Annotated in this window: 21 protein-coding genes and 1 tRNA gene; 19 read left to right on the plus strand and 3 right to left on the minus strand. The window is 48.3% G+C overall.

Translation table 11 applies throughout. The annotated features are described in order from the left end of the window. Nucleotides 1-284: 284 nt before the first annotated feature. From uvrB to ACKTSG_RS03770, 7 genes are all read left to right on the plus strand, one after another. Nucleotides 285-2,297, plus strand: coding sequence for an excinuclease ABC subunit UvrB (uvrB, locus tag ACKTSG_RS03740; RefSeq protein WP_407892098.1), 2,013 nt, complete (start codon nucleotides 285-287; stop codon nucleotides 2,295-2,297). Nucleotide 2,298: 1 nt separating this feature from the next. Continuing rightward, nucleotides 2,299-5,157 carry an excinuclease ABC subunit UvrA gene (gene uvrA, locus ACKTSG_RS03745; RefSeq protein ID WP_407892100.1) on the plus strand — a complete coding sequence of 953 codons (2,859 nt, stop codon included), beginning with the start codon at nucleotides 2,299-2,301 and terminating at the stop codon, nucleotides 5,155-5,157. Between the two features lie 127 nt (nucleotides 5,158-5,284). Then, nucleotides 5,285-5,824 carry an HdeD family acid-resistance protein gene (locus ACKTSG_RS03750; RefSeq protein WP_407892102.1) on the plus strand — a complete coding sequence of 180 codons (540 nt, stop codon included), beginning with the start codon at nucleotides 5,285-5,287 and terminating at the stop codon, nucleotides 5,822-5,824. A 133-nt stretch (nucleotides 5,825-5,957) separates the two neighbouring features. After that, nucleotides 5,958-6,845 (plus strand): RNase adapter RapZ, encoded by an 888-nt coding sequence (rapZ, locus tag ACKTSG_RS03755; RefSeq protein WP_407892104.1) that lies wholly within the window; start codon nucleotides 5,958-5,960, stop codon nucleotides 6,843-6,845. After that, complete coding sequence (locus ACKTSG_RS03760; protein WP_407892106.1) at nucleotides 6,842-7,876, plus strand: gluconeogenesis factor YvcK family protein; 1,035 nt, start codon at nucleotides 6,842-6,844, stop codon at nucleotides 7,874-7,876. Before rapZ ends, ACKTSG_RS03760 begins: the two co-directional genes overlap by 4 nt. Nucleotides 7,877-7,880: 4 nt before the next feature. Next, the gene (whiA, locus tag ACKTSG_RS03765) at nucleotides 7,881-8,828 is read left to right on the plus strand and encodes a DNA-binding protein WhiA (protein ID WP_407892108.1); all 948 of its coding nucleotides are present in this window, start codon (nucleotides 7,881-7,883) and stop codon (nucleotides 8,826-8,828) included. Between the two features lie 171 nt (nucleotides 8,829-8,999). Then, nucleotides 9,000-9,455, plus strand: a complete 456-nt coding sequence (locus tag ACKTSG_RS03770; protein WP_407892110.1) for a MarR family winged helix-turn-helix transcriptional regulator — start codon at nucleotides 9,000-9,002, stop codon at nucleotides 9,453-9,455. An 85-nt stretch (nucleotides 9,456-9,540) separates the two neighbouring features. Here the strand turns inward: ACKTSG_RS03770 and ACKTSG_RS03775 are convergent. Beyond that, nucleotides 9,541-9,612: transfer RNA gene (locus tag ACKTSG_RS03775), tRNA-Arg, on the minus strand. A 350-nt stretch (nucleotides 9,613-9,962) separates the two neighbouring features. Between ACKTSG_RS03775 and clpP the strand changes: the two genes are divergently transcribed. The 12 genes from clpP (at nucleotide 9,963) to ACKTSG_RS03835 (ending at nucleotide 23,606) form a co-directional block, all read left to right on the plus strand. Next, nucleotides 9,963-10,592 carry an ATP-dependent Clp endopeptidase proteolytic subunit ClpP gene (gene clpP / locus ACKTSG_RS03780; RefSeq protein ID WP_407892111.1) on the plus strand — a complete coding sequence of 210 codons (630 nt, stop codon included), beginning with the start codon at nucleotides 9,963-9,965 and terminating at the stop codon, nucleotides 10,590-10,592. A 401-nt stretch (nucleotides 10,593-10,993) separates the two neighbouring features. Continuing rightward, nucleotides 10,994-12,031, plus strand: coding sequence for a sugar-binding transcriptional regulator (locus tag ACKTSG_RS03785; protein WP_407892113.1), 1,038 nt, complete (start codon nucleotides 10,994-10,996; stop codon nucleotides 12,029-12,031). A 38-nt stretch (nucleotides 12,032-12,069) separates the two neighbouring features. Next, nucleotides 12,070-13,092: a type I glyceraldehyde-3-phosphate dehydrogenase gene (gene gap, locus ACKTSG_RS03790; protein ID WP_407892115.1), complete on the plus strand. Its 1,023-nt coding sequence runs from the start codon at nucleotides 12,070-12,072 to the stop codon at nucleotides 13,090-13,092. A 209-nt stretch (nucleotides 13,093-13,301) separates the two neighbouring features. Further along, nucleotides 13,302-14,492 carry a phosphoglycerate kinase gene (locus ACKTSG_RS03795; protein ID WP_407892117.1) on the plus strand — a complete coding sequence of 397 codons (1,191 nt, stop codon included), beginning with the start codon at nucleotides 13,302-13,304 and terminating at the stop codon, nucleotides 14,490-14,492. Nucleotides 14,493-14,571: 79 nt separating this feature from the next. Continuing rightward, nucleotides 14,572-15,327 carry a triose-phosphate isomerase gene (gene tpiA / locus ACKTSG_RS03800; protein WP_407892119.1) on the plus strand — a complete coding sequence of 252 codons (756 nt, stop codon included), beginning with the start codon at nucleotides 14,572-14,574 and terminating at the stop codon, nucleotides 15,325-15,327. Nucleotides 15,328-15,393: 66 nt separating this feature from the next. Further along, nucleotides 15,394-16,710 carry a phosphopyruvate hydratase gene (gene eno, locus ACKTSG_RS03805; protein ID WP_407892121.1) on the plus strand — a complete coding sequence of 439 codons (1,317 nt, stop codon included), beginning with the start codon at nucleotides 15,394-15,396 and terminating at the stop codon, nucleotides 16,708-16,710. A gap of 164 nt (nucleotides 16,711-16,874) precedes the next feature. Beyond that, complete coding sequence (locus ACKTSG_RS03810; RefSeq protein WP_407892123.1) at nucleotides 16,875-18,434, plus strand: ClC family H(+)/Cl(-) exchange transporter; 1,560 nt, start codon at nucleotides 16,875-16,877, stop codon at nucleotides 18,432-18,434. Continuing rightward, nucleotides 18,424-18,777, plus strand: coding sequence for a hypothetical protein (locus tag ACKTSG_RS03815; RefSeq protein WP_407892125.1), 354 nt, complete (start codon nucleotides 18,424-18,426; stop codon nucleotides 18,775-18,777). Before ACKTSG_RS03810 ends, ACKTSG_RS03815 begins: the two co-directional genes overlap by 11 nt. Nucleotides 18,778-18,849: 72 nt before the next feature. After that, nucleotides 18,850-19,086, plus strand: a complete 237-nt coding sequence (gene secG, locus ACKTSG_RS03820) for a preprotein translocase subunit SecG (protein ID WP_054715351.1) — start codon at nucleotides 18,850-18,852, stop codon at nucleotides 19,084-19,086. Between the two features lie 99 nt (nucleotides 19,087-19,185). Continuing rightward, on the plus strand, nucleotides 19,186-21,591 hold the full coding sequence (gene rnr / locus ACKTSG_RS03825; RefSeq protein WP_407892128.1) for a ribonuclease R: 2,406 nt from the start codon (nucleotides 19,186-19,188) through the stop codon (nucleotides 21,589-21,591). 15 nt (nucleotides 21,592-21,606) lie between these two features. Continuing rightward, the gene (smpB, locus tag ACKTSG_RS03830) at nucleotides 21,607-22,080 is read left to right on the plus strand and encodes an SsrA-binding protein SmpB (protein WP_407892130.1); all 474 of its coding nucleotides are present in this window, start codon (nucleotides 21,607-21,609) and stop codon (nucleotides 22,078-22,080) included. Between the two features lie 164 nt (nucleotides 22,081-22,244). Next, nucleotides 22,245-23,606: an MATE family efflux transporter gene (locus ACKTSG_RS03835; RefSeq protein WP_407892132.1), complete on the plus strand. Its 1,362-nt coding sequence runs from the start codon at nucleotides 22,245-22,247 to the stop codon at nucleotides 23,604-23,606. 40 nt (nucleotides 23,607-23,646) lie between these two features. Here the strand turns inward: ACKTSG_RS03835 and ACKTSG_RS03840 are convergent, their stop codons facing one another. Together ACKTSG_RS03840 and ACKTSG_RS03845 are read right to left on the minus strand one after the other, a co-directional pair. Then, a complete protein-coding gene (locus ACKTSG_RS03840) occupies nucleotides 23,647-24,525 on the minus strand; it encodes a hypothetical protein (protein WP_407892134.1) in 879 nt (292 codons plus the stop codon). Nucleotides 24,526-24,694: 169 nt separating this feature from the next. After that, nucleotides 24,695-24,947 (minus strand): transposase (locus tag ACKTSG_RS03845; RefSeq protein WP_407891817.1); only part of this gene is annotated, 253 nt, incomplete at its 5' end.

Here is a 24,947-nt window from a genome sequence, read left to right on the forward strand (position 1 = left end):
AAATCAGCTTGACGCATGTGTTAATATTTAGAAGTTAAGCACTGGAAAGAAGGGAAACTCATGGCCAAATATACGGTTGAATTGTCTGCAGAAGACCTGCAAATGATCAAAGACTGCCACGCTAAAAACCCATCCATCATGCATGCGATGGACAATGCCAAAGAAAGCAAATAAGTACGGCTTTTTCTAACTCTCAGTTAGCGAAAGTATGTTCGCTGTGGTAAAATAGATGCAGTCCAAAAGTCGGCTTAGTTCCGACTTTTTTTTCGCGAGGAGGAAGTTGCATGATTGAGCGCATGGCAGACCGCAAGTTTGAATTGGTATCACCATATAAACCCGCTGGGGATCAGCCCCAAGCCATTGAAAAGCTGACACAAGGCTTTTTGAATGGGGAAAAAGAGCAGATCCTGCTAGGGGCCACTGGCACAGGGAAAACGTTTACCATGTCCAATGTGATCGCCAATTTAAACAAGCCCACGTTGATTTTGTCGCATAACAAAACCTTAGCTGGACAATTATATGGGGAGTTCAAAGAATTCTTCCCACATAATGCTGTTGAGTATTTTGTTTCCTATTATGACTACTACCAACCAGAAGCCTATGTGCCCAGCTCCGATACTTACATCGAAAAAGATTCTGCCATTAACGACGAAATCGATAAGTTGCGTCATTCGGCAACCAGTGCGTTACTAGAACGCAATGACGTGATCGTGGTGGCGTCAGTGTCGTCGATTTTTGGGTTAGGGTCACCAACTGAATATCGCGATCACGTGCTATCACTGCGCGTCGGGATGGAAATCGATCGCAACACGTTGTTGCGGCAATTAGTCGATATCCAATTTGACCGCAATGATATCGATTTTCAACGCGGGCGCTTCCGCGTGCGTGGGGATGTCGTGGAGATCTTCCCTGCCAGCCGCGATGATCACGCCATTCGCGTCGAATTTTTCGGCGATGAGATCGATCGGATCGTCGAAGTTGATGCGTTGACGGGTGAAGTGGTGGGTTCGCGCCAACATGTGTCCATTTTCCCAGCGACGCACTTTATGACCTCAGAAGATCAACTTGAAGAAGGCATCAAACGTATCGCCGCCGAGCTTGATGACCGCTTGCAGGAATTACGCGGTGAAGGCAAGTTGCTAGAAGCTGAGCGCTTGGAGCAGCGCACCAATTATGATCTGGAAATGTTGCGGGAAATGGGTTATACCAGCGGCATTGAAAACTATTCGCGCCACATGGAAGGCCGCAAAGCTGGCGAGCCGCCATTTACGCTACTTGATTTCTTCCCCAAAGACTTCAACATCATGGTCGATGAATCCCATGTCACCATGCCGCAGATCCGCGGGATGTATAACGGCGACCGCGCGCGTAAGCAAACGTTGATCGATTATGGCTTCCGTTTGCCTTCAGCGCTAGATAATCGGCCATTGATGCTCAACGAATTTGAAAAGCATGTCAAGCGCATTTTGTATGTGTCCGCCACGCCTGGCCCTTATGAACTTGACCGCGTGCCGAAAAAAGACATTGCTGAGCAGATCATTCGCCCGACTGGCTTGTTGGATCCAGTGATCGAAGTGCGGCCGATCATGGGCCAAATCGATGACTTGGTATCTGAGATCAATGAACGCATCGAGAAAAAAGAGCGCGTTTTTGTCACCACTTTGACCAAGAAAATGGCCGAAGACTTGACGGATTACCTCAAAGAACTTGGTATTCATGTGCGTTATTTGCATTCAGATATCAAAACCCTAGAACGCACGCAGATCATTCGCGACTTGCGCTTAGGCAAGTTCGATGTGTTGATCGGGATCAACTTGTTGCGAGAAGGGATCGATGTGCCAGAAGTATCGTTGATCGCGATTTTGGATGCGGATAAAGAAGGCTTTTTGCGCGCTGAACGCTCCTTGATCCAAACCATTGGTCGTGCCTCGCGGAACAGTCATGGGAAAGTCATTATGTATGCGGATAAAATGACGGACTCGATGAAAGCAGCGATTTCTGAAACCAAACGCCGGCGCAGTATCCAAGAAAAGTTCAACCAAGAACATGGCATCACCCCCACGACCATTATCAAACCGATCCGCGATGCGATCACTTCAGTGGACACCAAAGACGTCACCAATGGCGATAAGGATAAGAGTTTTGCTGAAGTGGACTTGAAGGATATGACCAAAAAAGAGCGTGCCGCTTTGGTGGCCAACTTGGAAGGGCAAATGCAAGCTGCCGCCAAGAAATTGGACTTCGAACAAGCCGCAACGTTACGTGATACGATTTTAGAATTGAAAGCAGGCATGTAAATTGGCAAATGACAAAATTGTGATCCATGGCGCCCGCGCCCACAACTTAAAAGACGTTGACGTCACCATTCCCCGCAACAAATTAGTCGTGATGACCGGTTTGTCTGGCTCTGGCAAGTCCAGCTTGGCGTTTGACACCTTGTATGCAGAAGGCCAACGCCGCTATGTGGAAAGCTTGTCCGCTTACGCGCGGCAATTCTTAGGCCAAATGGACAAACCTGATGTCGATTCGATCGACGGTTTAAGCCCAGCGATTTCCATCGACCAAAAAACCACTTCGAAAAATCCGCGGTCAACTGTCGGCACGGTCACTGAGATCAACGACTATTTGCGCTTGCTTTGGGCGCGCATCGGTCATCCGATCTGTCCAAACGATGGCACCCCGATCACGAGCCAATCCGTTGAACAAATGGTCAACCGCGTGCAACAGCTGGAAGAACGCAGCCGCATTCAGATCTTAAGTCCGATCGTGCGCCACAAAAAAGGCGCCCATAAGAAAGTCTTGGAGAAGATCGTGCGGGAAGGCTATGTGCGCATGCGCGTTGACGGCGAAGTGATGGATGCCAACGCTGACTTTGAAATGGACAAAAACAAAAATCACGATATCGATATCGTGATCGACCGCATCGTGGTCAAACATGGCGATGCCGACAATCGCAGTCGCTTGTTTGATTCTTTTGAAGCCGCATTGCGCTTAAGTGAAGGTTACGCCACAGTGGATGTCATTGGCGGCAAACCGTTAGTCTTTTCAGAACATTTTGCCTGCCCGATTTGTGGGTTTACCATCGGCGTATTGGAACCGCGCTTGTTTTCTTTCAATGCGCCATTTGGGGCTTGCCCAGAATGTGATGGGCTGGGGATGAAGCTGGATGTGGATGTCGACTTGGTGATCCCAGATCGCAGCTTGACCATTGCCCAAGGCGCCGTGGCCCCTTGGAGTTCGGCGACGGCCAATTATTATCCGTCGATGTTGCGTCAAGCTTGCGCGGCTTTTGGCGTGCCAATGGACAAACCTTGGCAAGACTTGACCAAAGCGCAACAAGACTTGGTGTTATATGGCTCTAAAGGCAAGGAATTTCACTTCCACGCGGATTCCGATTTCGGCGTTAAAGATGTGGATGCGCCGTTTGAAGGGGTCATCAACAACGTCCAACGCCGCTATCACTCCAACAACTACGCCTTTGGCTCAGATCAAATGCGCCAATACATGACCGCTTTGCAATGCCCAGTGTGCCATGGCAAGCGCTTGAATCGCCAAGCTTTAGCGGTGAAAGTTGAAGGCCAAGATATCGCCCAAGCATCTGACTTGTCGATCAAAGACGCGATCCCATTTTTCCAAAGCATTCAGTTGTCTGAAAGCGAAAAGCTCATCGCCCAACCGATCGTTAAAGAAGTCAACGACCGCTTAAGCTTTTTGCAAAACGTTGGCTTGGATTATTTGACCTTGAGCCGCTCTGCTGGCACCTTGTCTGGTGGCGAAGCCCAACGCATTCGCTTGGCCACGCAAATCGGCTCGAATTTATCTGGTGTGTTATACATTCTAGATGAGCCGTCGATCGGTTTGCATCAACGCGACAATGACCGCTTGATCCGCTCGTTGAAAAAAATGCGTGACCTAGGCAATACCTTGATCGTGGTGGAACATGATGAAGACACGATGTTAGCGGCGGATTACTTGATCGATGTCGGCCCTGGCGCTGGTGACAACGGCGGGCGCATCATGGCTGCCGGCACCCCAAAGCAAGTGATGCGCTCGCGCAAGTCACTGACTGGGCAATATTTGTCTGGCAAGAAGTTCATTCCCGTGCCAGAAACCCGGCGCAGCGGCAACGGCAAAAAGATCACCGTGTTAGGTGCACAAGATCACAATTTGAAAAACATCGATGTGGACTTTCCGCTAGGTGAATTCGTGGCAGTGACTGGCGTATCCGGCTCAGGTAAGTCAACGTTGGTCAATTCGATTTTAAAACGGGCTTTGGCCCAAAAGCTGTATCGCAATTCAGCTAAACCCGGGAAATATGCTGGCATCAAAGGGTGGGATCAAATCGAAAAGTTAGTCGATATCGATCAAAGTCCGATCGGCCGAACCCCGCGGTCTAACCCAGCGACTTATACTGGCGTGTTCAACGATATTCGCGCGCTGTTTGCTCAAACCAATGAAGCCAAGTTGCGCGGCTACACGCAAGGACGGTTCTCTTTTAATGTCAAAGGTGGCCGCTGTGAAAATTGTAAAGGCGACGGCATCATTAAAATCGAAATGAACTTCTTACCAGATGTGTATGTGCCTTGCGAAGTGTGCCATGGCAAACGCTACAATTCTGAAACGTTGGAAGTCACCTATAAAGGCAAGTCGATCGCTGATGTGTTGGACATGACCATTGACGAAGCAGTGAAGTTCTTCGCCCCGATCCCTAAGATCGCGCGCAAATTGCAAACCATCATTGATGTGGGCTTAGGCTATGTCACCATGGGCCAATCTGCCACCACGTTGTCTGGTGGGGAAGCGCAGCGCATGAAGTTAGCCTCAGAACTGCAAAAGCTGTCCACGGGCAAAAACTTCTATATTTTAGATGAACCGACGACTGGTTTGCACACGGATGACATCAAGCGCTTGTTAGGCGTGTTGCAACGCTTAGTCGATGAAGGCAATACGGTGTTGGTGATCGAACATAACTTAGACGTCATCAAAACGGCTGACTGGCTGATCGATCTCGGCCCAGAAGGTGGCGACGGCGGTGGGACAGTGATCGCCACTGGCACCCCAGAACAACTGGCAGACGTTAAAGCGTCATACACCGGCAAGTACTTAAAGCCGATTTTACAACGTGATAAAGCCCGCATGGCGGCGTTAGCAAAATAGTTTCGCAACTGGCGCCTTGGCGTCACCGATTTGGTGGCCTCAAGGCGTTTTGGCGTATCGGGAAAATCATTTCCTGCCACGGCGAATTTTCGGGTATAATAAAGGCAACATAGAAAGCAGGTGCGAGATGTTTAATCGAACGCAAATGGGGTTTGATTTGGGCGAATTTATTACTGGGATCGCCTTATTGATCGGTTCTGTCGTCATGTTGCGCAATCCTGGCGCAACGATGATGACATTGAGTTTCATTTTCGCCATTATTGCCATTATTCGTGGGATCGCGACGTTGGCCGCTTTTCCTAAATTACACGACTTAACTGGCGGCTTGGCTTGGGTATCAGGCGTCGCTGGGGTCATCGACGTATTGGTCGGAATCTTGTTTTTGTTCAACTTGGAATCTGCCGTGATCGCGGTGGCGTATGTGTTTGCCGCTTGGTTTTTGATCGACAGTATCGCCAATTTGTTAAACGCTGGCCACTTGCGGCAAGCTGGGACGTTGTGGTTTGTGATCAACTTGATCTTAGACATCGTGTCGGTGTTGATCGCGTTATTATTCGTGATGCAACCAGTGATCTCAGCTGTGGGGATGGTCACTTTATTGGCCATGTTTTTTGCCGTTTGGGGCGTCAATGCGATCATCATCGCGTTTGCCCGGCGCAACATTTAAGGTTGTCGCAAGCTCGCCACGGGCTTGCGTTTTTATTTGCTGTCGTGTCGTCAGAAAATAAACACATGCCGGGCGTGCCACTGACACGCCCGGCATGTTATACTAGTCAAAGCAACGCATGAGGAGGAATAATATGGCCGATCAGCCCTTGAATTTAGTGGTCATCACTGGGATGTCTGGCGCCGGTAAAACTGTGGCCGTGCAAGCCTTTGAAGATCTCGGTTATTTTTGTGTCGACAACATGCCACCTGCATTGTTGCCAAAATTTGGGGAATTACTCAAAGAATCAGGCAAAATCACCAAAGTTGCGCTGGTCGTTGATCTGCGGGCGCAAGCTTTCTATGACCAAGTGATCGACATGCTGGCCAACCTTGATTCCACTGCCTTTGTCACCTCCCAGATCCTATTTTTAGACGCGACAGACGAAGAATTGGTGTCGCGGTATAAAGAGACCCGTCGCAGTCACCCGCTGGCGATGGAAGGGCGGTTGATGGATGGTATTCACAAAGAACGCGAATTGTTGACCGAATTGCGTAACCGCGCGCAAGTGGTGATCGATACCACTAACTTAAGCCCGCGGCAACTGCGCGAGAAACTGTTTGTCACCTTTAAATCTGCTGAACATCCGACTTTCCACTTGGAAGTGATGAGCTTCGGCTTTAAATATGGCTTGCCGATCGACGCTGACATTGTCATGGATGTGCGCTTTTTGCCCAATCCGTATTATGTGCCAGAATATCGGCAAAAAACTGGCTTGGAAAAGCCGGTTTATGATTACGTGATGGACAACCCGCAAGCCGAATCGTTCTATCAAAAATTCTACGTGATGTTAGCGGAGATCATGCCGCAATACCAACAAGAAGGCAAAACTGCTGTCACCATCGCCATTGGCTGTACCGGCGGGCAACACCGCTCAGTGGCTTTTGCTGAACGTGTGGGGCATGCGTTTGAAGCGGCATACCCAGTGGATATCACGCATCGCGACATCAATAAACGCAAAGCGACGGTGAACCGCTCATGAGTGCAAACGGAACGAAAATTATTCGTGTCATTCGCGGCCGGCGTCCTAAAGTCGTGGTTATCGGCGGCGGTACTGGTTTGCCAGTGATCGTCAAAGCCTTGCATGAACAAGACGCTGACGTCACGGCAGTCGTTACAGTGGCAGATGACGGCGGCTCTAGCGGCGTCATCCGCAACTACATCAACGTCGTGCCACCTGGTGATATCCGCAATGTGTTGTCTGCGTTGGCAGATATGCCAAGCGTTGAGCGGGATGTGTTTCAGTATCGCTTTAACTCCAATGATGCGTTTTTCTCCGGACATGCGATCGGTAATTTGATCATTGCCGCATTGTCGGAAATGAAAGGCGGCATTTTCCCAGCGATCCAAGCATTGTCACAAATGCTGCATGTCGATGGGCATGTTTACCCAGCATCGAACACGCCGTTGACCTTGCATGCCGAGTTTACTGACGGCACCACTCAAGCTGGGGAAGCGGAGATCTCTGCGGCTGGCAAAACCATTCAGCGCATCCATGTGGAAGAAACTGATCCCAATGACCACTCGCAACCGCGCGCCGAGCAAGAAGTGATCGACGCGATCATGGCGGCTGATGTGGTGGTATTAGGGCCTGGGTCGCTGTTTACCAGCATTTTGCCAAACTTAATGATCAAAAACCTTGGCGACGCTGTGAAAAAAACCCAAGCGGAAGTGATCTACATCGTCAACATCATGACGCAAAAAGGTGAAACCGAAAACTTCACCGACGCCCAACATGTGCAAGTGTTGCATGATCATTTAGGCGAAGCGTTTGTTGATACGGTGTTGGTCAACATTTCCCCAGTGCCGGCAGATTACTTAGATCGTCAGCGCTACAACGAAATTTCTAGTCCGGTGAAATCCGATTACGCCGCTTTACGCAAAATGGGTTGCCGCGTGATCTCGGCGGACTTTTTGAAGTTGCGCGATCGCGGGGTGTTCCATGATGGGGATAAAGTCGCAGCAGAAATATTGAATTTAGCCTTTCAAGTTGGCACCATGAAAAAGAGGTGAGTAAATGGCGAGTTTTGCCAGTACCGTTAAAAAAGAACTGACGCAATTAGAAGTCCATCCTGAACATGCCAGAGCTGAGTTATCGGCTTTGATCCGTATGAACGGGTCATTAGGCATTTTGAATCATCAATTTGTCTTAAATGTCCAAACCGAAAATCCTGCCATTGCCCGCCGAATCTATGCGCTGTTGAAACAAGTCTATCAAGTGGAAGCCAACTTGATCGTCCGGCGCAAAATGAAGCTGAAGAAAAACAACCAGTATGTGGTGCGGCTGACTGCCAACGTCAATACGGTGTTGGAAGATCTCGACATTTTAGATCACGACGGTTTGTCGATCCAAACTGGCGTCGGGCCGAAAGTGATGAATGAGCCGCAACGCCGGCGTTCCTACTTACGCGGGGCCTTTTTGGCTGGCGGGTCGGTGAACAGTCCAGAAACATCGCGGTATCACTTGGAGATCTACTCTTTGTATCAAGATCACAATCAAGATATTTTGGCGATGATGAATGATTTTGGCTTGAACGCCCGCACGGTTGAGCGCCGCAGCGGCTACATCGTGTATTTGAAAGAAGCAGAAAAAATTGCTGACTTCTTGCAAGTGGTCGGCGCCACCAATGCGATGTTGAAGTTTGAAGATGTGCGCATCGTGCGCGACATGCGCAACTCGGTGAATCGCTTGGTCAACTGCGAAACCGCCAACTTAAACAAAACCGTTGACGCCGCACAACGCCAAATCGAAAACATCAATTATTTGCGGACACATGTCGGGTTGGATTCATTGCCAGAAAAGTTGCGAGAAGTCGCCGCTTTGCGCTTGGCGCATCCTGATGTGTCGTTGAAAGAATTAGGCGAAATGGTGCCCAGTGGGGCGATTTCGAAATCTGGGATCAACCACCGCTTACGCAAGTTGAATCAAATCGCAGAAGGCTATCAGCAACCGCAAGATGCATAATTGTGTATAACTTTTATATTAATCGTCTTTAGCTTACGCTGAAGGCAATTTTTTTGTCTGCAAGTGGTTTGCAGGGCGTAGATAATCGTGTACAATAGAACTTGATAAAGTCGAAATTATCGGTTTAGATATTCCAGAACTCGCATACTGAACGCACTTAGGAGGCATACTATGGTCGAACCCGTTTTATTGGATGAACAACTGTGCTTTTCAATTTATAAAGCGCAGAAACAATTCAACCACTTTTACACCCAAGCTTTGTCCAAGTATCATTTGACCTACCCGCAATACATCACGTTGTTGTCATTGTGGGAACACGGCACCATGTCGGTGAAACAAGTTGGTCAAACCTTGTCTTTGGACAGTGGCACCTTGACGCCATTGATGAAGCGCTTGGAAAAAGACGGCTGGATCAACCGCTCACGCTCATCAGTTGATGAACGCCGCGTAGATGTCTCCTTGACCCAAAAGGCTGAAGACTTGCGCGATGAGATCTACGCGCATGTGCAAAGCTGTGCGTCAAAAGTGGGCATGGACCCTGAACAATACAAAGCTGTCAAAGAAAGCGTCGATCAAGTCGATGCCAAGTTAATGTCAGTCGCTGATGGCGACTTGCGCTTTGACTAAAAAAAATCCCGCTACTGGCGGGATTTTTTGTCGGCTTGGGCAAAATAAAAACGCCTATTGCTAGGCGTTTTTGGTGGTCCTTTGATGCGCAGCCCGGGAGTCGAACCCGGATTTCGAGAACCGGAATCTCACGTGCGATCCATTACACTAACCGCGCAAGTACTTAATTATATTACGCGATTCCGGCAAGCATTGCAAGCAAAAATGCACCAAGGCAAAAGTTACGCGGTTTTAAGGTGGTGCCGGTTGTTAGCGTTACATATGACTATTATAGAAGCAAGCAAGTGGAGCCAGCGCAAGGCGCGATGATGCGCCCAATTTTTTCCGCAAATGAATCGTTAACGGACATTTTGTTCAGCCTCGACTTGTTTGGGCAAAAAGCTCGTTGCAAGGGGTAACTTTCATTCTCGGGTGGCGGCCAATGTGCTAGACTGACAGTAGCAAAAAAATATTTAATCTATGTTTGACCTTTTTTGACTAATAGCGTATGCTTAGCACTGTAATCAAATGAGTGCTAATACACACGCGATTAAAGGGAGGAATACTATGTTAGTACCAACAGTCGTTGAACAAACCAGTCGTGGCGAACGTGCCTACGACATTTACTCACGCTTACTCAAAGACCGGATCATCATGTTATCCGGTGAGATCAATGACCAAGTCGCCAACTCCATCATCGCGCAATTGCTGTTTTTGGATGCGCAAGATTCCGACAAGGACATTTATTTGTATATCAACAGTCCTGGTGGTGTGATCACTTCTGGCTTGGCGATCTTGGATACGATGAACTTGATCAAATCCGACGTCCAAACCATTGCCATTGGGATGGCGGCTTCCATGGCTTCCGTGCTGTTAGCAGCTGGGACCAAAGGCAAGCGCTTTGCCTTACCGCATTCTGAAGTGTTGATTCATCAGCCATTAGGTGGCGCTCAAGGCCAACAAACTGAAATCGAGATCGCCGCTGAACAGATCTTAAAGGCGCGTTTAAGCTTAAACAAGATCTTGTCTGATGCCACTGGCAAAGACATGGATACCATTAAAGCTGACACGGAACGTGATCACTACTTGACGGCGCAAGAAGCCAAGGATTATGGTTTGATCGACGATATTTTGGTTCAAAAAGCCGATCAAAAGTAATTGAACAGTAAGCTAAGCGAGACGTCTGCGGATGCCTCGCTTTTTTCATGTCAAAAGCCTTAAAATAAAATGGTTTACCCCATTGATATAGATTTCGGTTAGCCGAAGATGAAAACCCAGTGAGAGAAAAACCGAACGCTTTCACAAAAATGTGGCAAAAACTTGACAACGAAAACCCTTGCATCGCGAATAAGCTGGGGATTTATGGCCAAAGCATTCCATTTGTGTGAAAGCGTGCGCGTTTGCAAGTAAATTGCTTGCACGCTTTTTCAGGGATTGGTATAATGATGACGTTGGTAAGGGAGTACAGCTTGTGTCTGAGATTCCTAATTTTTTTGCCTGACATGGGTCGCCATACGACTACGTTGGACAGACAACGACCCACAGAAGAAGGATACGACATGCAATCTGAATTCGCCTGGATCGAAGCAATCGCACCGGATCTTGTCGGCGTGGTCACCAAACGGTATCAGATTCTGCAATACATTAACTGGTTAGCGCCAGTTGGTCGGCGCACCTTGGCTGATCAAATGAAAACCTCTGAGCGGGTCTTGCGCACCGAAACGGATTTCTTACGCCAACTCGGTTTGATCGAAACTTCAAAGTCAGGCATGGTCCTGACTGGCAAAGGTCTGGACGTGTTCAAAGGTTTGGAACAACTGATGAATCAGCTACTCGGCTTCAAAGAAGACGAAAAGCGCTTAGCCGCCAAACTCGGCATCGATCATTGTTTGATCGTTAACGGGGATGCGGATCAAAGCGTGCGCGTCCTTGATGAAATGGGCAAGCTGTTGGATTCGACCATGCAAGTGGTGTTGCCAGCCGGACGCCTCACGGTTGCGGTGATGGGTGGCTCGACCATGGCACGGATCGCCAGCCAATTGACCTATAAGCTGTCAGCCGGACGCGAATTGACTTTCGTGCCAGCACGCGGTGGGGTCGGTGAAGCAGTCGCGATCCAAGCCAATTCCGTCGCCGCGAGCATGGCGGAGGCGACAGATAGCCAGTTTAAAGTGTTGTACATTCCTGAAAACGTGAGTGAGCAAACTTACCAACCACTTTTAAAAGAACCTGCCGTTCAAGAAGTGTTACAAAAGATTGACAATGCGCAGGTCGTGATTCATAGTATAGGTGATGCATTGGTGATGGCAAAACGTCGCGCCATGCCACCAGATGCCTTAAAGAAATTGCAAGCACACCATGCAGTTTCTGAAACCTTTGGGACATTCTTCAATGCCCAAGGGGAGGTCATTTACAAGATCCCAAGAATCGGATTAACGATCCCGGATCTTGATCATATCCCGTATGTGTTTGCCGTTGCCGGTGGCCGTTCCAAAGGCCCTGCGATCGCCGCATACATGCACTCCGCACCGAGTCGAACGTGGTTGATCACGGACGCCGGTGCTGCAAATTCGATTTTAACTGGGGAAACCCGTTAGAATAAAACTCTTTATTTCCTAAAGGAGGAAATTTTAGCATGACTGTTAAAATTGGTATCAATGGTTTCGGCCGCATCGGTCGTTTAGCTTTCCGTCGCATCTTCGAATTAGGCACTAAGAGTGACGACATCGAAGTTGTTGCAATCAACGACTTGACCAGCCCAGCAATGTTGGCTCATCTGTTGAAGTACGACTCCACTCATGGCACTTTCCCGGGCGAAGTTTCCGCGACCGACAACGGTATCGTTGTTAACGGTAAGGAATACCGCGTCTATGCTGAACCACAAGCTCAAAACATTCCGTGGGTTAAGAACGACGGCGTTGAATACGTCCTCGAATGTACTGGTTTCTACACTTCTGCTGAAAAGGCCCAAGCTCACTTGGATGCCGGCGCACAACGTGTATTGATCTCTGCACCTGCTGGTAAGATCCGCACTATCGTCTACAACGTTAACGACCAAGACTTAACTGCTGACGACAAGATCGTTTCCGCCGGTTCTTGCACGACTAACTGCCTTGCACCTATGGCCTACTTCTTGAACCAAGAATTTGGTATCGAAGTTGGTACTATGACCACTGTTCATGCTTACACTTCCACCCAAATGCTTTTGGACGGTCCTGTACGCGGTGGTAACCTCCGTGCTGCTCGTTCCGCTGCTGTGAACACTATTCCTCATAGCACTGGTGCCGCTAAGGCTATCGGTATCGTTATCCCAGAATTGAACGGCAAGCTGCAGGGCCACGCACAACGTGTATCTGTTGTTGACGGTTCTTTGACTGAATTGGTTTCCATCTTGAAGACCAAGAACGTTACTGCTGACCAAGTTAACGAAGCAATCAAGAAGCACACCGTAGACAACCCATCTTTCGGTTACAATGCTGACCAAGTTGTTTCCTCTGACATCATCGGCACCACTTACGGCTCCGTTTTCGATCCTACCCAAACTGAAGTTACCACTGCCGGTGACTATCAATTGGTTAAGACTGTTGCTTGGTACGACAACGAATATGGCTTCACTTGCCAAATGATCCGTACCTTGCTGAAGTTTGCTACTCTGTAATCTCTGATTACTAAGTAGGCTTCATGCGCTTTGAAGAGGGCGGAGGGAATTCTCCCTCCGCCCTTTTTGCTTGAACTGCACCGGGGTATTTTTTACCACGGTGTTTAGATGATCACACCAATTTCATGATTTGGTCATCTAAGCATCGTGGAAAAAATGCTGAATGGTGTTGTAATAAGATACATCCAATATTAGGAGGGTTTTATTCAATGGCGAAATTAATCGTTTCCGACTTGGACGTCAAGGACAAAAAAGTTCTCGTTCGTGTCGACTTCAACGTGCCGATCAAAAATGGTGTGATCGGTGATGACAACCGGATCGTGGCTGCATTGCCAACGATCCAATACATCATCGACAACAACGGTAAGGCGATCTTGTTCTCTCACTTAGGCCGCGTTAAGACCGAAGAAGACAAGAAAGAATTATCCTTGCGTCCAGTTGCAGAACGTTTAAGTGAATTACTTAAGAAGCCGGTTACTTTTGTACCAGCTACTCGTGGTAAAGAACTTGAAGATGCAATCGACAACATGAAAGACGGCGACGTTTTAGTTGTTGAAAACACGCGTTTCGAAGATCTTGACGGCAAGAAAGAATCCAAAAACGATCCTGAACTTGGCAAGTACTGGGCCAGCCTTGGCGACTTATTCGTCAACGATGCCTTTGGTACTGCGCACCGTTCACATGCTTCCAACGTTGGGATCTCTTCCAACATGCCACAAGCAGCTGCTGGCTTCTTGATGGAAAAGGAAATCAAGTTCTTAGGCGATGCAGTTGAAAACCCTAAGCACCCATTTGTTGCCATCTTAGGTGGCGCCAAGGTTTCTGACAAGATCGGCGTGATCTCCAACTTGATCGAAAAAGCTGACAAGATCTTAGTCGGTGGTGGGATGACTTACACCTTCTACGCAGCTAAAGGCTTGTCCATTGGTAAGTCCTTAGTTGAAACTGACAAGATCGACTTAGCTAAGCAGATCATTGCTGAAGCAGGCGACAAGTTAGTGCTGCCTGTTGACAACGTGGTCGCAACTGAATTCTCAAACGACGCCCCTCATAAGGTCGTTGAAGGTGACATTCCTGATGGCTACATGGCTTTGGATATCGGCCCTAAGTCTGTTGAAGACTTCAAAGCTGTATTGAAGACTGCCAAGACGGTAGTTTGGAACGGCCCTATGGGTGTGTTCGAAATGCCTAACTACGCCAAAGGCACTCTTGAAGTCGGCGAAGCACTTGGCGACTTGACTGATGCCACTACGATCATCGGTGGCGGTGATTCCACAGCTGCTGCTAAGCAACTTGGCATCGCACCTAAGATCACCCACATCTCCACTGGCGGTGGCGCTTCTCTTGAATACCTTGAAGGTAAGGAATTACCTGGTATCGCAGCTATCACCAACAAGTAATTTTTCCGTGATACCTTCAACCTGCTAGCGGCTGAAGGCGTTCATTGAGCAATTACAAACGACAAAAGGAGATTTAAACATGCGTACACCTATCATGGCCGGCAACTGGAAAATGAACAAGAATCCTAAGGAAACTGCAGAATTCTTGGACGGCGTTAAAGGCAAGTTACCAGCATCTGACAAAGTTGAAACCATCATTGCAGCTCCTGCAATCGATTTGACCACGTTAGTTGCTGGCGCTGAAGGCACACCTTTGAAGACTGCTGCTGAAAACAGCTACTTCGAAGATGCTGGTGCTTTCACCGGCGAAACTAGCCCTAAAGCATTGAAGGAAATGGGTCTTGACTATGTTGTCATCGGCCATTCCGAACGCCGTGGCTACTTCCACGAAACTGACGAAGATATCAACAAAAAAGCCAAGGCAATTCTTGCCAACGGCTTGTTGCCAATCATCTGCTGTGGCGAAACCCTTGAACAACGCGAAGCCGGCCAAACCAATGACTGGATCGCTTACCAAGTGGCTGGCGCATTAGTTGGTTTATCCGCTGACGACGTTAAAAAGTCTGTCATCGCTTATGAACCAATCTGGGCCATCGGCACTGGCAAGACTGCTTCCGCAGACCAAGCCCAAGAAGTTGTGGCTCACGTCCGTGCAACGGTTAAGAAGTTATATGATGCCGAAACTGCTGACGCTGTTCGTATTTTATACGGTGGCTCAGTTAAGCCTGCTAACGTTAAGGAACTCATGTCCAAAGAAGATATCGACGGCGGCTTAGTCGGCGGTGCTTCCATGGATCCAGAGTCCTTCATCGCTTTGGCTAACTACCAAGACTAATTGCTTGCTTCACGCAAACAATGACGCTTAACTTACAAATTTTCCCAATTAAAAGGAGAGAAATTCATGTCTATCATTACTGATGTTTTAGCACGCGAAGTCCTCGACTCCCGTGGCAACCCAACTGTTGAAGTTGAATTATATACCGAAGATGGCGGCTTTGGCCGTGCCTTAGTCCCATCAGGTGCTTCTACTGGCGAACACGAAGCGGTTGAATTACGTGACGGCGACAAATCACGTTTCGGCGGCAAAGGTGTTTTAAAGGCTGTGGGTCACGTCAACGACGAACTTGCTAAAGCAGTTATCGGCTTGGACGTTACTGACCAACGCCTGATCGACAAGACCATGATCGAAGCTGATGGTACCCCTAACAAAGGCAAGTTTGGTGCTAACGCCATTCTTGGTGTTTCCTTGGCTGCTGCGCGTGCCGCTGCTGCTGAAGTTGGCTTGCCATTGTACGAATACCTTGGCGGCCCTAACGGCCATGTGCTTCCTACTCCTATGATGAACGTTATCAACGGTGGCGCTCACTCCACTAACACGATCGATTTCCAAGAATTCATGATCATGCCTGTTGGTGCCAAGACTGTTCGCGAAGCCATCCGTATGGGTTCCGAAACTTTCCACGCCTTACAAGCCCTCTTGAAGTCTAAGGGTGACATCACTTCCGTCGGTGACGAAGGTGGCTTTGCACCTAACTTGAAAGACAACGAAGAAGCTTTCGAATTCTTAGTTGAAGCGATCACCAACGCCGGCTACAAGCCAGGTGTCGATGTTGCCATCGCCTTTGACGTTGCTTCTTCCGAATTCTACGATCCAGAAACGAAGCGTTACACGTTGAAGTGGTCTGATCCTGACACTTCATACAGCACTTCCGAATTTATCGACTTGATTGCAGGCTTTGTTGCTAAGTACCCAATCGTTTCCATCGAAGATCCTATCGACGAAAACGACTGGGAAGGCTGGCAAGAAATCACCGCTAAGTTGGGCGACAAAGTTCAACTTGTCGGTGACGACTTGTTCGTTACCAACACCGACTACCTGAAGAAGGGTATCGACATGGGCGTTGCGAACTCCATCTTGATCAAGCTCAACCAAATCGGTACTTTGACTGAAACCTTCGAAGCTATCGAAATGGCCAAGGAAGCCGGCTACTCTGCTGTTGTCTCCCACCGTTCTGGTGAAACTGAAGACACGACGATCGCTGACTTGGTTGTTGCCACTAACGCTGGCCAAATCAAGACTGGTTCAATGAGCCGTACTGATCGTATTGCCAAGTACAACCAATTGATGCGTATCGAAGACGAATTGGGTTCCTCTGCTCAATACAAAGGTCGCCAATCCTTCTACAACGTTAAAGAAGTTAAGAACTACAAAGGTTAATTCCTGCCTAGCTTAACTGAAAGCCTCATCCTAGACGTAGGGTGAGGCTTTTTTTTTGCGGCGTTGTGATTGGACTTGACTCAGTTTTGAAAATTCAAGCTGATTTTTCCTGTCAGCACAGCATCTTTGCTATAATGAAAATAACAAGTGTTTTGGGGGCAGTTATGGAAGCAGTTCGTTCAAAAATTGATACCACACGTTTGAAGTTTGTACTTCAAGGATTAGTGGTCGGCTTATTGACTGGGGCAGTGATCAGCAGCTTTCGTTTTGCGATAGAACGCGTCTTGGTGTTCATGCAAGCTATTTACCGCCATCCGACACCTGGCAAACTGGCATTGGTGCTGGTAGGCATGATCGCCTTAAGTTTGATCGTCGCCGCCTTATTAAAAAGCGAACCGAACATTTCTGGCTCAGGGATCCCGCAGATCGAAGGCCAATTAGCTGGGGAAATGGATTTTCCTTGGTGGTCGATTTTATGGAAAAAATTCGTCGCTGGGGTTTTAAGCATCGGACCAGGGCTATTTCTCGGTCGCGAAGGGCCATCGATCCAACTTGGTGGCGCCGTTGGTCAAGGCGTCGCTGAAGGCTTGAAAAAACATGGCGCTGATCGCCGCATCCTCATCGCATCAGGTTCAGCTGCTGGGTTAGCAGCGGCGTTTAACGCGCCGATCGCTGGGACCTTGTTTGTGTTGGAAGAAGTTTATCACAACTTCAGCCCGTTAGTGTGGATCACCGCTTTGGCCAGTGCGTTAGGCGCCGACTTTGTTTCCTTGAATGTCTTCGGTGAAGTGCCAGTGTTGCATTTGACCTACACCCGCAGCATGCCGGTGAATTTATATTGGCATTTGTTAGTCTTAGGCGTGTTGTTGGGCTTGTTAGGCTATTTATACCAGCGCGTATTGTTGGCCATGCCCAACTGGTATGCCAAAACGCATATCCCCCGCTACTTGCAAGGCATCATTCCTTTTGTGTTGGTGATTCCAATGGGGTTGTACATGCCGAGTATTTTAGGGGGCGGCAATGGCATGATCGTCGGCTTTGGCCGCGTGGTGCCAAGCTTAACCGTGTTATTGGTGATTTTTGCCGCGCGCTTTATTTATTCGATGATCTCATATGGTTCTGGGTTGCCTGGTGGGATCTTCTTGCCGATCCTAAGCTTAGGAGCTGTGATCGGTGCGATCTACGGGGTGTTCATGGTGCAAGTTGGCTTGTTGCCGAAAGTCTATGTCATGAACTTGATTATTTTCTCCATGGCTGGCTATTTTGCTGGGATCGGGAAAGCACCGTTCACCGCGATTTTATTGATCACCGAAATGGTGGGGAACTTGACGCATTTGATGCCCATGGCAGTGTTGGCGTTAGTGGCTTACATTGTAGTCGATGTGTTAGGCGGCGCCCCAATTTACGAATCCTTGTTGCGGCGCATGACGGTGCCTAAGCAGATCGAATCGATTCATCGCATGGATCGCTTGGAGTTGCCTGTGTTTGCCGGATCCAAACTAGAAGGCTTGCAAGTGCGTGACTTTTCTTGGCCGAAGCAAACCTTGTTGATCGGCATCAATCGAGGCGAAAATCAAATCATTCCCCATGGCGATACCGTGATTCGTGCCGGCGATACCTTAGTGTTACTAACTGACACGTCTCAACGCGCAAAAATTCGCGCCAAGATCCAACATTTAGCGGCTCATATGACCAAATCAGAAGGGGTCCATCATGCACATTGAACGTTTGAACCGATTGCAAGCTGCTGAATATGTCAAATGGCATTATTTTGGTGATGCCAGTGCCGCAAACCTGAATGACGCCCAACAAGTTGCTGAGTTTGATGAAATTTTTGCTGATAACGGCTTGGATTATTTTGCTGTGTTGGCTGCAGATGAACTCGTGGGGGTGTTGAGCTTTGAGTTTCCTCATGGCCAGATCATGATGCATGTGAAGTTGGCGCCACAAGCCATTGGCATGTTAAAAACCAGTGAATTGGCACAATTAGGGACTGAGTTTGGTCAAGCCCATTATCATGATGATGATGCCGTGCAAATCGCTTCAGTTTCACCGTCTGATGACTAGCCACTTGGCGCTTTGTGTGATAATCTATTAGTTAGTAGTCAGTCGCGCCTCGGCGCGTTCAGGAGGAAGATCTTGCAGAATTTATTTACGACGTTGTTGATCATCGATTCGATTCTGATCGTGATTGCAACTTTAATGCAGCCTAGTAAGCAACAAGATGCCTTAAGCGCCTTATCCGGTGGCGCTACCGACTTGTTCGGCAAGCAGAAATCACGCGGATTTGAAGCGTTTATGGAAAAAGTAACAGTGGTGTTAGGGGTATTGTTTTTCGCCTTCTCCATTGTGTTGGTATACATCGCATCGCACTAACCAACAGTCTCCTGCAACGGTAGGAGACTTTTTTTGAGACAATTCGACAATTCGTGAACGCACGAATTGGACATTTATGATGAAAACGAGGGACCATACATGACCACAGTCGGCCACATGAGAAATGAATTACTCGCCGCATTCCGGCGCAACCCACAAATCGCCTTTTCCACTGCCAGCCTCAACCGCGCGTTGAAACTGGAAGATGCTGAAGACTTCAAAGTGATGGTGCAAGCTTTAACAGGCTTGGAAAATGATGACTTGATCCACAGCACAGGTGAAGCGCTGTTCCAATTAGGCGGCAAACCAGCAGGACATTTGGAAGGTATTTTCCACGGCAACGAAAAAGGCTTCGGCTTTGTTGCTGTTGAAGATGAAGATAGTGACTTCTTTATTGCGCCACCGGCAACCAAATATGCCTTAGACGGCGACACCGTTGAGATCAACGTGACACGTAAAGCTCGTCCTGGCGACTCCCGCGGTTCAGAAGCTGAAGTCGTGAAGGTGCTTGAACGCAAGATCACCCGCTTAGTCGGTGAATATGCGCCGTTATCTGATAGCGAAAAAGAACGCACCGGTTTCATCGGGGTGGTGACTTCGCATGAAAAGAAACTCAAGAGCTACCCAATTTTTGTCAAAGATACTGGCATGATCCCAGAACTTGGCGACATGTTGATGGTCGAAGTGACGGCTTATCCTGATCACGACCATCCTAAAGCCATGCAAGGGATCATTTCCGAAAATCTTGGGAACAAAAACGACCCTGGTGTTGACGTGTTGTCATTGGTTTTGGCTAACGACATTCATACTGAATACCCAGAAGACGCAATGGCCCAAGCTAACGCGATCCCAGATCACGTCACCGACCAAGATCGCGTCGGCCGTCGCGATATCACCGATCAACCGGTTGTCACCATTGATGGCGATGACTCTAAAGACTTTGATGACGCTGTTGTCGCTTGGAAGTTACCCAATGGGAACTACCATTTAGGGGTGCATATTGCCGATGTGTCGTATTACGTCACTGAAGGCTCACCACTTGATAAAGAAACTTATGCGCGTGGCACGTCAACATATTTAACGGATCGAGTCATTCCGATGTTGCCATTCCGTTTATCTAACGGGATCTGTTCATTGAACCCAGATGTTGATCGTTTGGCAATGTCTTGTGACATGGAGATCACGCCAGAAGGCAAAGTCGTCAACCACGACATTTACCAATCCATCATTCGCTCACATGGGCGTTTGACTTACAACAACGTCAACAAAATGATCACCGATCAAGATCCTGAACTGCGCGCAAAATACGCTGATTTAGTGCCAATGTTGGACTTGATGGGCGATTTGCATAAGATCTTATACAAAATGCGCCATGACCGTGGTGCGATTGATTTTGAAGAACATGAAGCTAAGATCATCGTCGACGAAAATGGTCACCCAACAGACATCGTGTTGCGTGAACGTGGCTTGTCTGAACGCATGATCGAATCTTTCATGTTGCAAGCCAACGAAACGGTTGCGGAGCATTACAACAAGTTGCACTTGCCATTCTTGTATCGTGTCCATGAAACACCAGATGATGATCGGATCAAAGACTTCATCGATTTCTTGGCTACTTTTGGGATCACAGTGCCGATCAAAGCCGGTGCCAAGTTGACCCCTAAGATGTTGCAAGAAGTCAACACGTCAGTTCAAGGCACACCAGAAGAAATGATGGTCAATGTCAAAATGCTGCGGAGCTTGAAACAAGCGCACTATTCTGAAGACCCACTTGGGCATTTCGGGATCGCCGCAGAGTATTATTGTCACTTTACCAGTCCGATTCGCCGTTATCCAGACTTGATCGTGCACCGTTTGATCCGTTCTTATGCCACGGCTGGTGCCGGTGAAGATAACCAAGCCAAATGGGCAGCAAAACTGCCTGATATCGCGGTACAAACTTCTGTGCGTGAACGTCATTCCGTTGACGCGGAACGTGCGGTTGACGACTTGAAGAAGGCTGAATACATGGCCGATAAAGTCGGTGAAGACTTTGATGCTGTGGTTTCAGGTGTTGCTGGGTTTGGGATGTTCGTGGCTTTGCCGAATACCGTTGAAGGTTTGGTTCATATTTCTCGGATGAAAGATGACTATTATGCCTTTGTTGAAAACCAAATGGCCTTAGTCGGCGAACGGTTCCACAAGATCTATCGCATCGGTCAAACGGTTAAAGTGCACTTGGACAACGTTGATGTGGAACAACGACAAGTCGACTTCTCTTTGATCCCATCTGATGACACGCCTAAGACTGATATCGTGGTGAAGCGCGAGACCCGCTCTCGTGGGCAAAACCACAGTGATGCGCCACGCAATGGCAATCGCAATGGTGGCAATCGGAATAACAACCATGGTGGTAATAACAACCGTAACCGTAACAACAATAACAACCGTGGCGGCAGCCGCCCGTTTAACAAACTAGGCGACCAATTGCGTCAAAGCGGCCAACGCGGCGGGAACAAACACTAGAAAAGAGGGGTGCTGATGGCTAAGAAAATGAAGCCAAAGCCAGATAACCTGTTAGCCCAAAACAAAAAGGCCTATCACGATTATAATATCCTCGAAACTTATGAAGCTGGGCTTGCCTTGACGGGCACCGAGATCAAGTCAGTACGCGCAGGCAAAACCACCTTGCGCGATGGCTATGCACGGGTGCGCAATGGTGAAGCTTGGTTGGAAAATGTTCACATCACGCCTTATGCAGAAGGTAACCAGTTCAATGTCGATCCTATGCGCAATCGTAAACTGTTATTGCACAAAAAAGAGATCCGTAAACTGGAAGTCAGCCTCACTGAAAAGGGCTTGACGATCGTACCTTTGCGCATGTACCTTAAACATGGCTATGCCAAAGTATTGATCGGCGTCGCGCAAGGGAAGAAGAACTACGACAAGCGTGAAACCTTGAAACGCAAAGATCAACAACGCGACATTCAACGCGCGCTGAAAGAACGTTATTAACATCACAGCACCAACGCAACACCGCCTTTAAGGCGAGTCGCGTTAGTGCTGTTTTGTTTTTCCCCGCAGACGCGATTGTTTTGATGAAAGAGCAAGATAGGCTTGTACTTCACTGGCGCTTCCTCTAAAGTGATCATTAGTTCATTTTTTTGGAGGTCGCAGGCATGCAGAAGTTTCTCACCCGCTGGTTTTCCGGCGAAAGTTTAGATTATCATTTTGTTTTTGCGTTATTAGCGCCTGTGATCGCCGACCAATTCTTTTTGATCAGCTTCAATTTCTTAAACACTGCGATGATCGCCAGTTCTGGGCAAGCTGCGATTTCTGCGGTCAATATTGTGGGGTCCATCAACATTTTGCTGATTCAGATCTTTGTGGCAGTCGGGCTTGGTGGCACTGTGTTGATCGCGCAGTATTTTGGCAATAAGCAAGTGAAAATGCTGGGGCAAGTGGTCAATGGGACGCTATTTGGCGCAATTCTCACGGGATTGGGTTTGGCCATCGTCTTTGGTGTGTTACATACACCGATTTTGCAATTGCTTTTTGGGGCCGCGGCACCGAATGTCATGGCCGATGCTAAGATCTATATGCTAGGGGTGCTTGGCAGTTATCCTTTTGAAGCGACAGTTGAAGGGACCAACGGTTGCTTACGAGGGATCGGCCGCACGAAGAATTCGCTGGTGTTATCCAGCACCATGAACGGGTTGTATTTGATTTTTAACTTGGTGTTTATCACTTGGCTGCACATGGGCATCATCGGCATGATCATTGCGTTAAATCTGTCTCGCTGGTTGGCGGCTGGATTTGCGGTTTGGATGTTGTCGACGCATCGTGATCTGTTTGCTTTGCAGATGCAGACATTGCGTCATGTTGACTTCAAAATGATCCGGCGTGTCCTCGGTGTTGCGGTGCCATTTGCCGCAGAGTCGTTCTTCTTTAACGGTGGGAAGATCATTATTCAGATGATGGTCGTCGGGTTAGGCACCAGTGTGATCGTCACCAACGCCATTGCTAATTCTTGGGTGCAGTTGTCCGAGATCATTCCCACTGCGCTTGAAGTGGCGTTAGTACCGATTGTGGGGCAATGTATCGGCAGACGCAATATCAATGACGCCAAAAAGTTGACCAAGTCGTTTTTAGGCTTGGGAAGCGCTGCATTTGTGTTAGTCGATGGGATCTTGTTTGTCAGTTTCAATCGCGGCATTCAGTTGTTTAGCCCAGCTCCTGATATTGTTAGCAATATTTTCCACATTTACCTGATTTTTGCTGTGATGCATATCCTAGTATGGTCGTTTTCGTTTGTGTTACCATCGGCGTTGCGGGCAGCCGGGGATGGCAAGTTCACCACTTACATCAGCTTGTTGACGATGTGGTTATTTCGAGTCGTTGGCGGCTATGTGTTCGGCGTGCGACTCGGTTATGGCTTGATCGGCATCACAGTGGTCATGACGTTGGAATGGGCGATCCGTGGGTTGATTTTCGTTTTACGCTTTCGGGGAACACGATGGTTGCGCAAACGATTGATTTAAGTATGATCCGACTGGTAGCGATGCCAGTCGGATTTTTTGCTTAAGCGAGATCATTTTCAAATGCGAGTAACTGAACTAAAGTGGGGTCATGCAACTTGGTATCAAGGGTGATGGCATGGATGTGATTTTTGCGCAACTGATCAGCAGGTAGAACCACTGTGGTCAAAGCGACCAATTGGGCAACTTGAATGCCAAGGCTTTTGCTGGCGGCAATCGAGCGAATGGTCAAGTTTATTTGGAAGTGTTGCAGGACAAAAGCAGTCAAATGCTGCTGGAAGTTATGGAAACTTTGTCGATCAAAGATGCCGGCCACTGATTGATGATCAATATCGATTGTTACAGCTGATTGTATAGAGGGTGTTTGGATCGCTTGCAAAATGGCCAGTTCCAAGGCAAGGGTGCGCCGGTCGTGGTAGTTGGTGTCTACCACAACATTTGCTGGTGATGAAAGGTTGAAAACCGAACGCATTAGCTGAATCAGGATTTTTGGCTTCAATTCGTCGAAACGGCAAGTCGGATATTTTTGCCATTGATCTGCATACAAACTGTGATTGAGTCGTTTACGGTGTTTTGGCGTGTCATCGACTATCGCAACCATCAACTGTTGCGGATCAGCCAGTGCAGTACTGATGCTAAAATGCTGCGTCGAATCGTCAGGTAATGGGACTGCGTTTAACGGTCCTGAAAGGTTGCGGGGATCCAAGGTTATTGGCGGTGAACGCTTGACGGTGCTGAGTCGTTGCAAGTGTGTGATGATTTCCTCATCAGACAGCATTAAGCGTTTCCCGATGTTGAGAATGGTTTGGTGTTGCACGGGTTCGTCATGGCGTAGTTTCTTGATCGTTGCAACGGATACTTGCAAGTAACGCGCTAGTACAGTATCAGTGAAAGATAATTTGAGAAACTCGTGGTATTTCATCCTGGATTATTCACCTCGGTATTTGGGACATGAAATCGCATCTGGCCGGTCTGAAAGCAACGTTTGGAGCGTTGCGAATACTGACTGAGCGGAGAAGTTGGTGATCGATGCACCACGAACAGACCGACCCAGTTTTCGGCTCGACGCACGACCTATTCAGTTATTCAGTTCAGGTCGCCAACTGATGGACTTCGTCCATGAGCCGACTAAACCAGTTCTTGTAAACATAGTTAGAAGCAAGATGAATCACCACACGACGGGCGTGCCAAGTAATCCTACCGGCGATGTGAAAGAGACTGAACCGTAGCGAGGAGATGGTTGAACGACGGTCTTCCGAGACAAAGAGCTGTTTAAAGAGCTGAACCAGGTTATAGGCAATACCGGTGATCAAGGCTCGTGCAGTGTTCCGTGCAAAAGTTGAG

The organism is Lacticaseibacillus salsurae (assembly GCF_045862175.1).
GTDB classification, from domain to species: Bacteria; Bacillota; Bacilli; order Lactobacillales; family Lactobacillaceae; genus Lacticaseibacillus; species Lacticaseibacillus salsurae.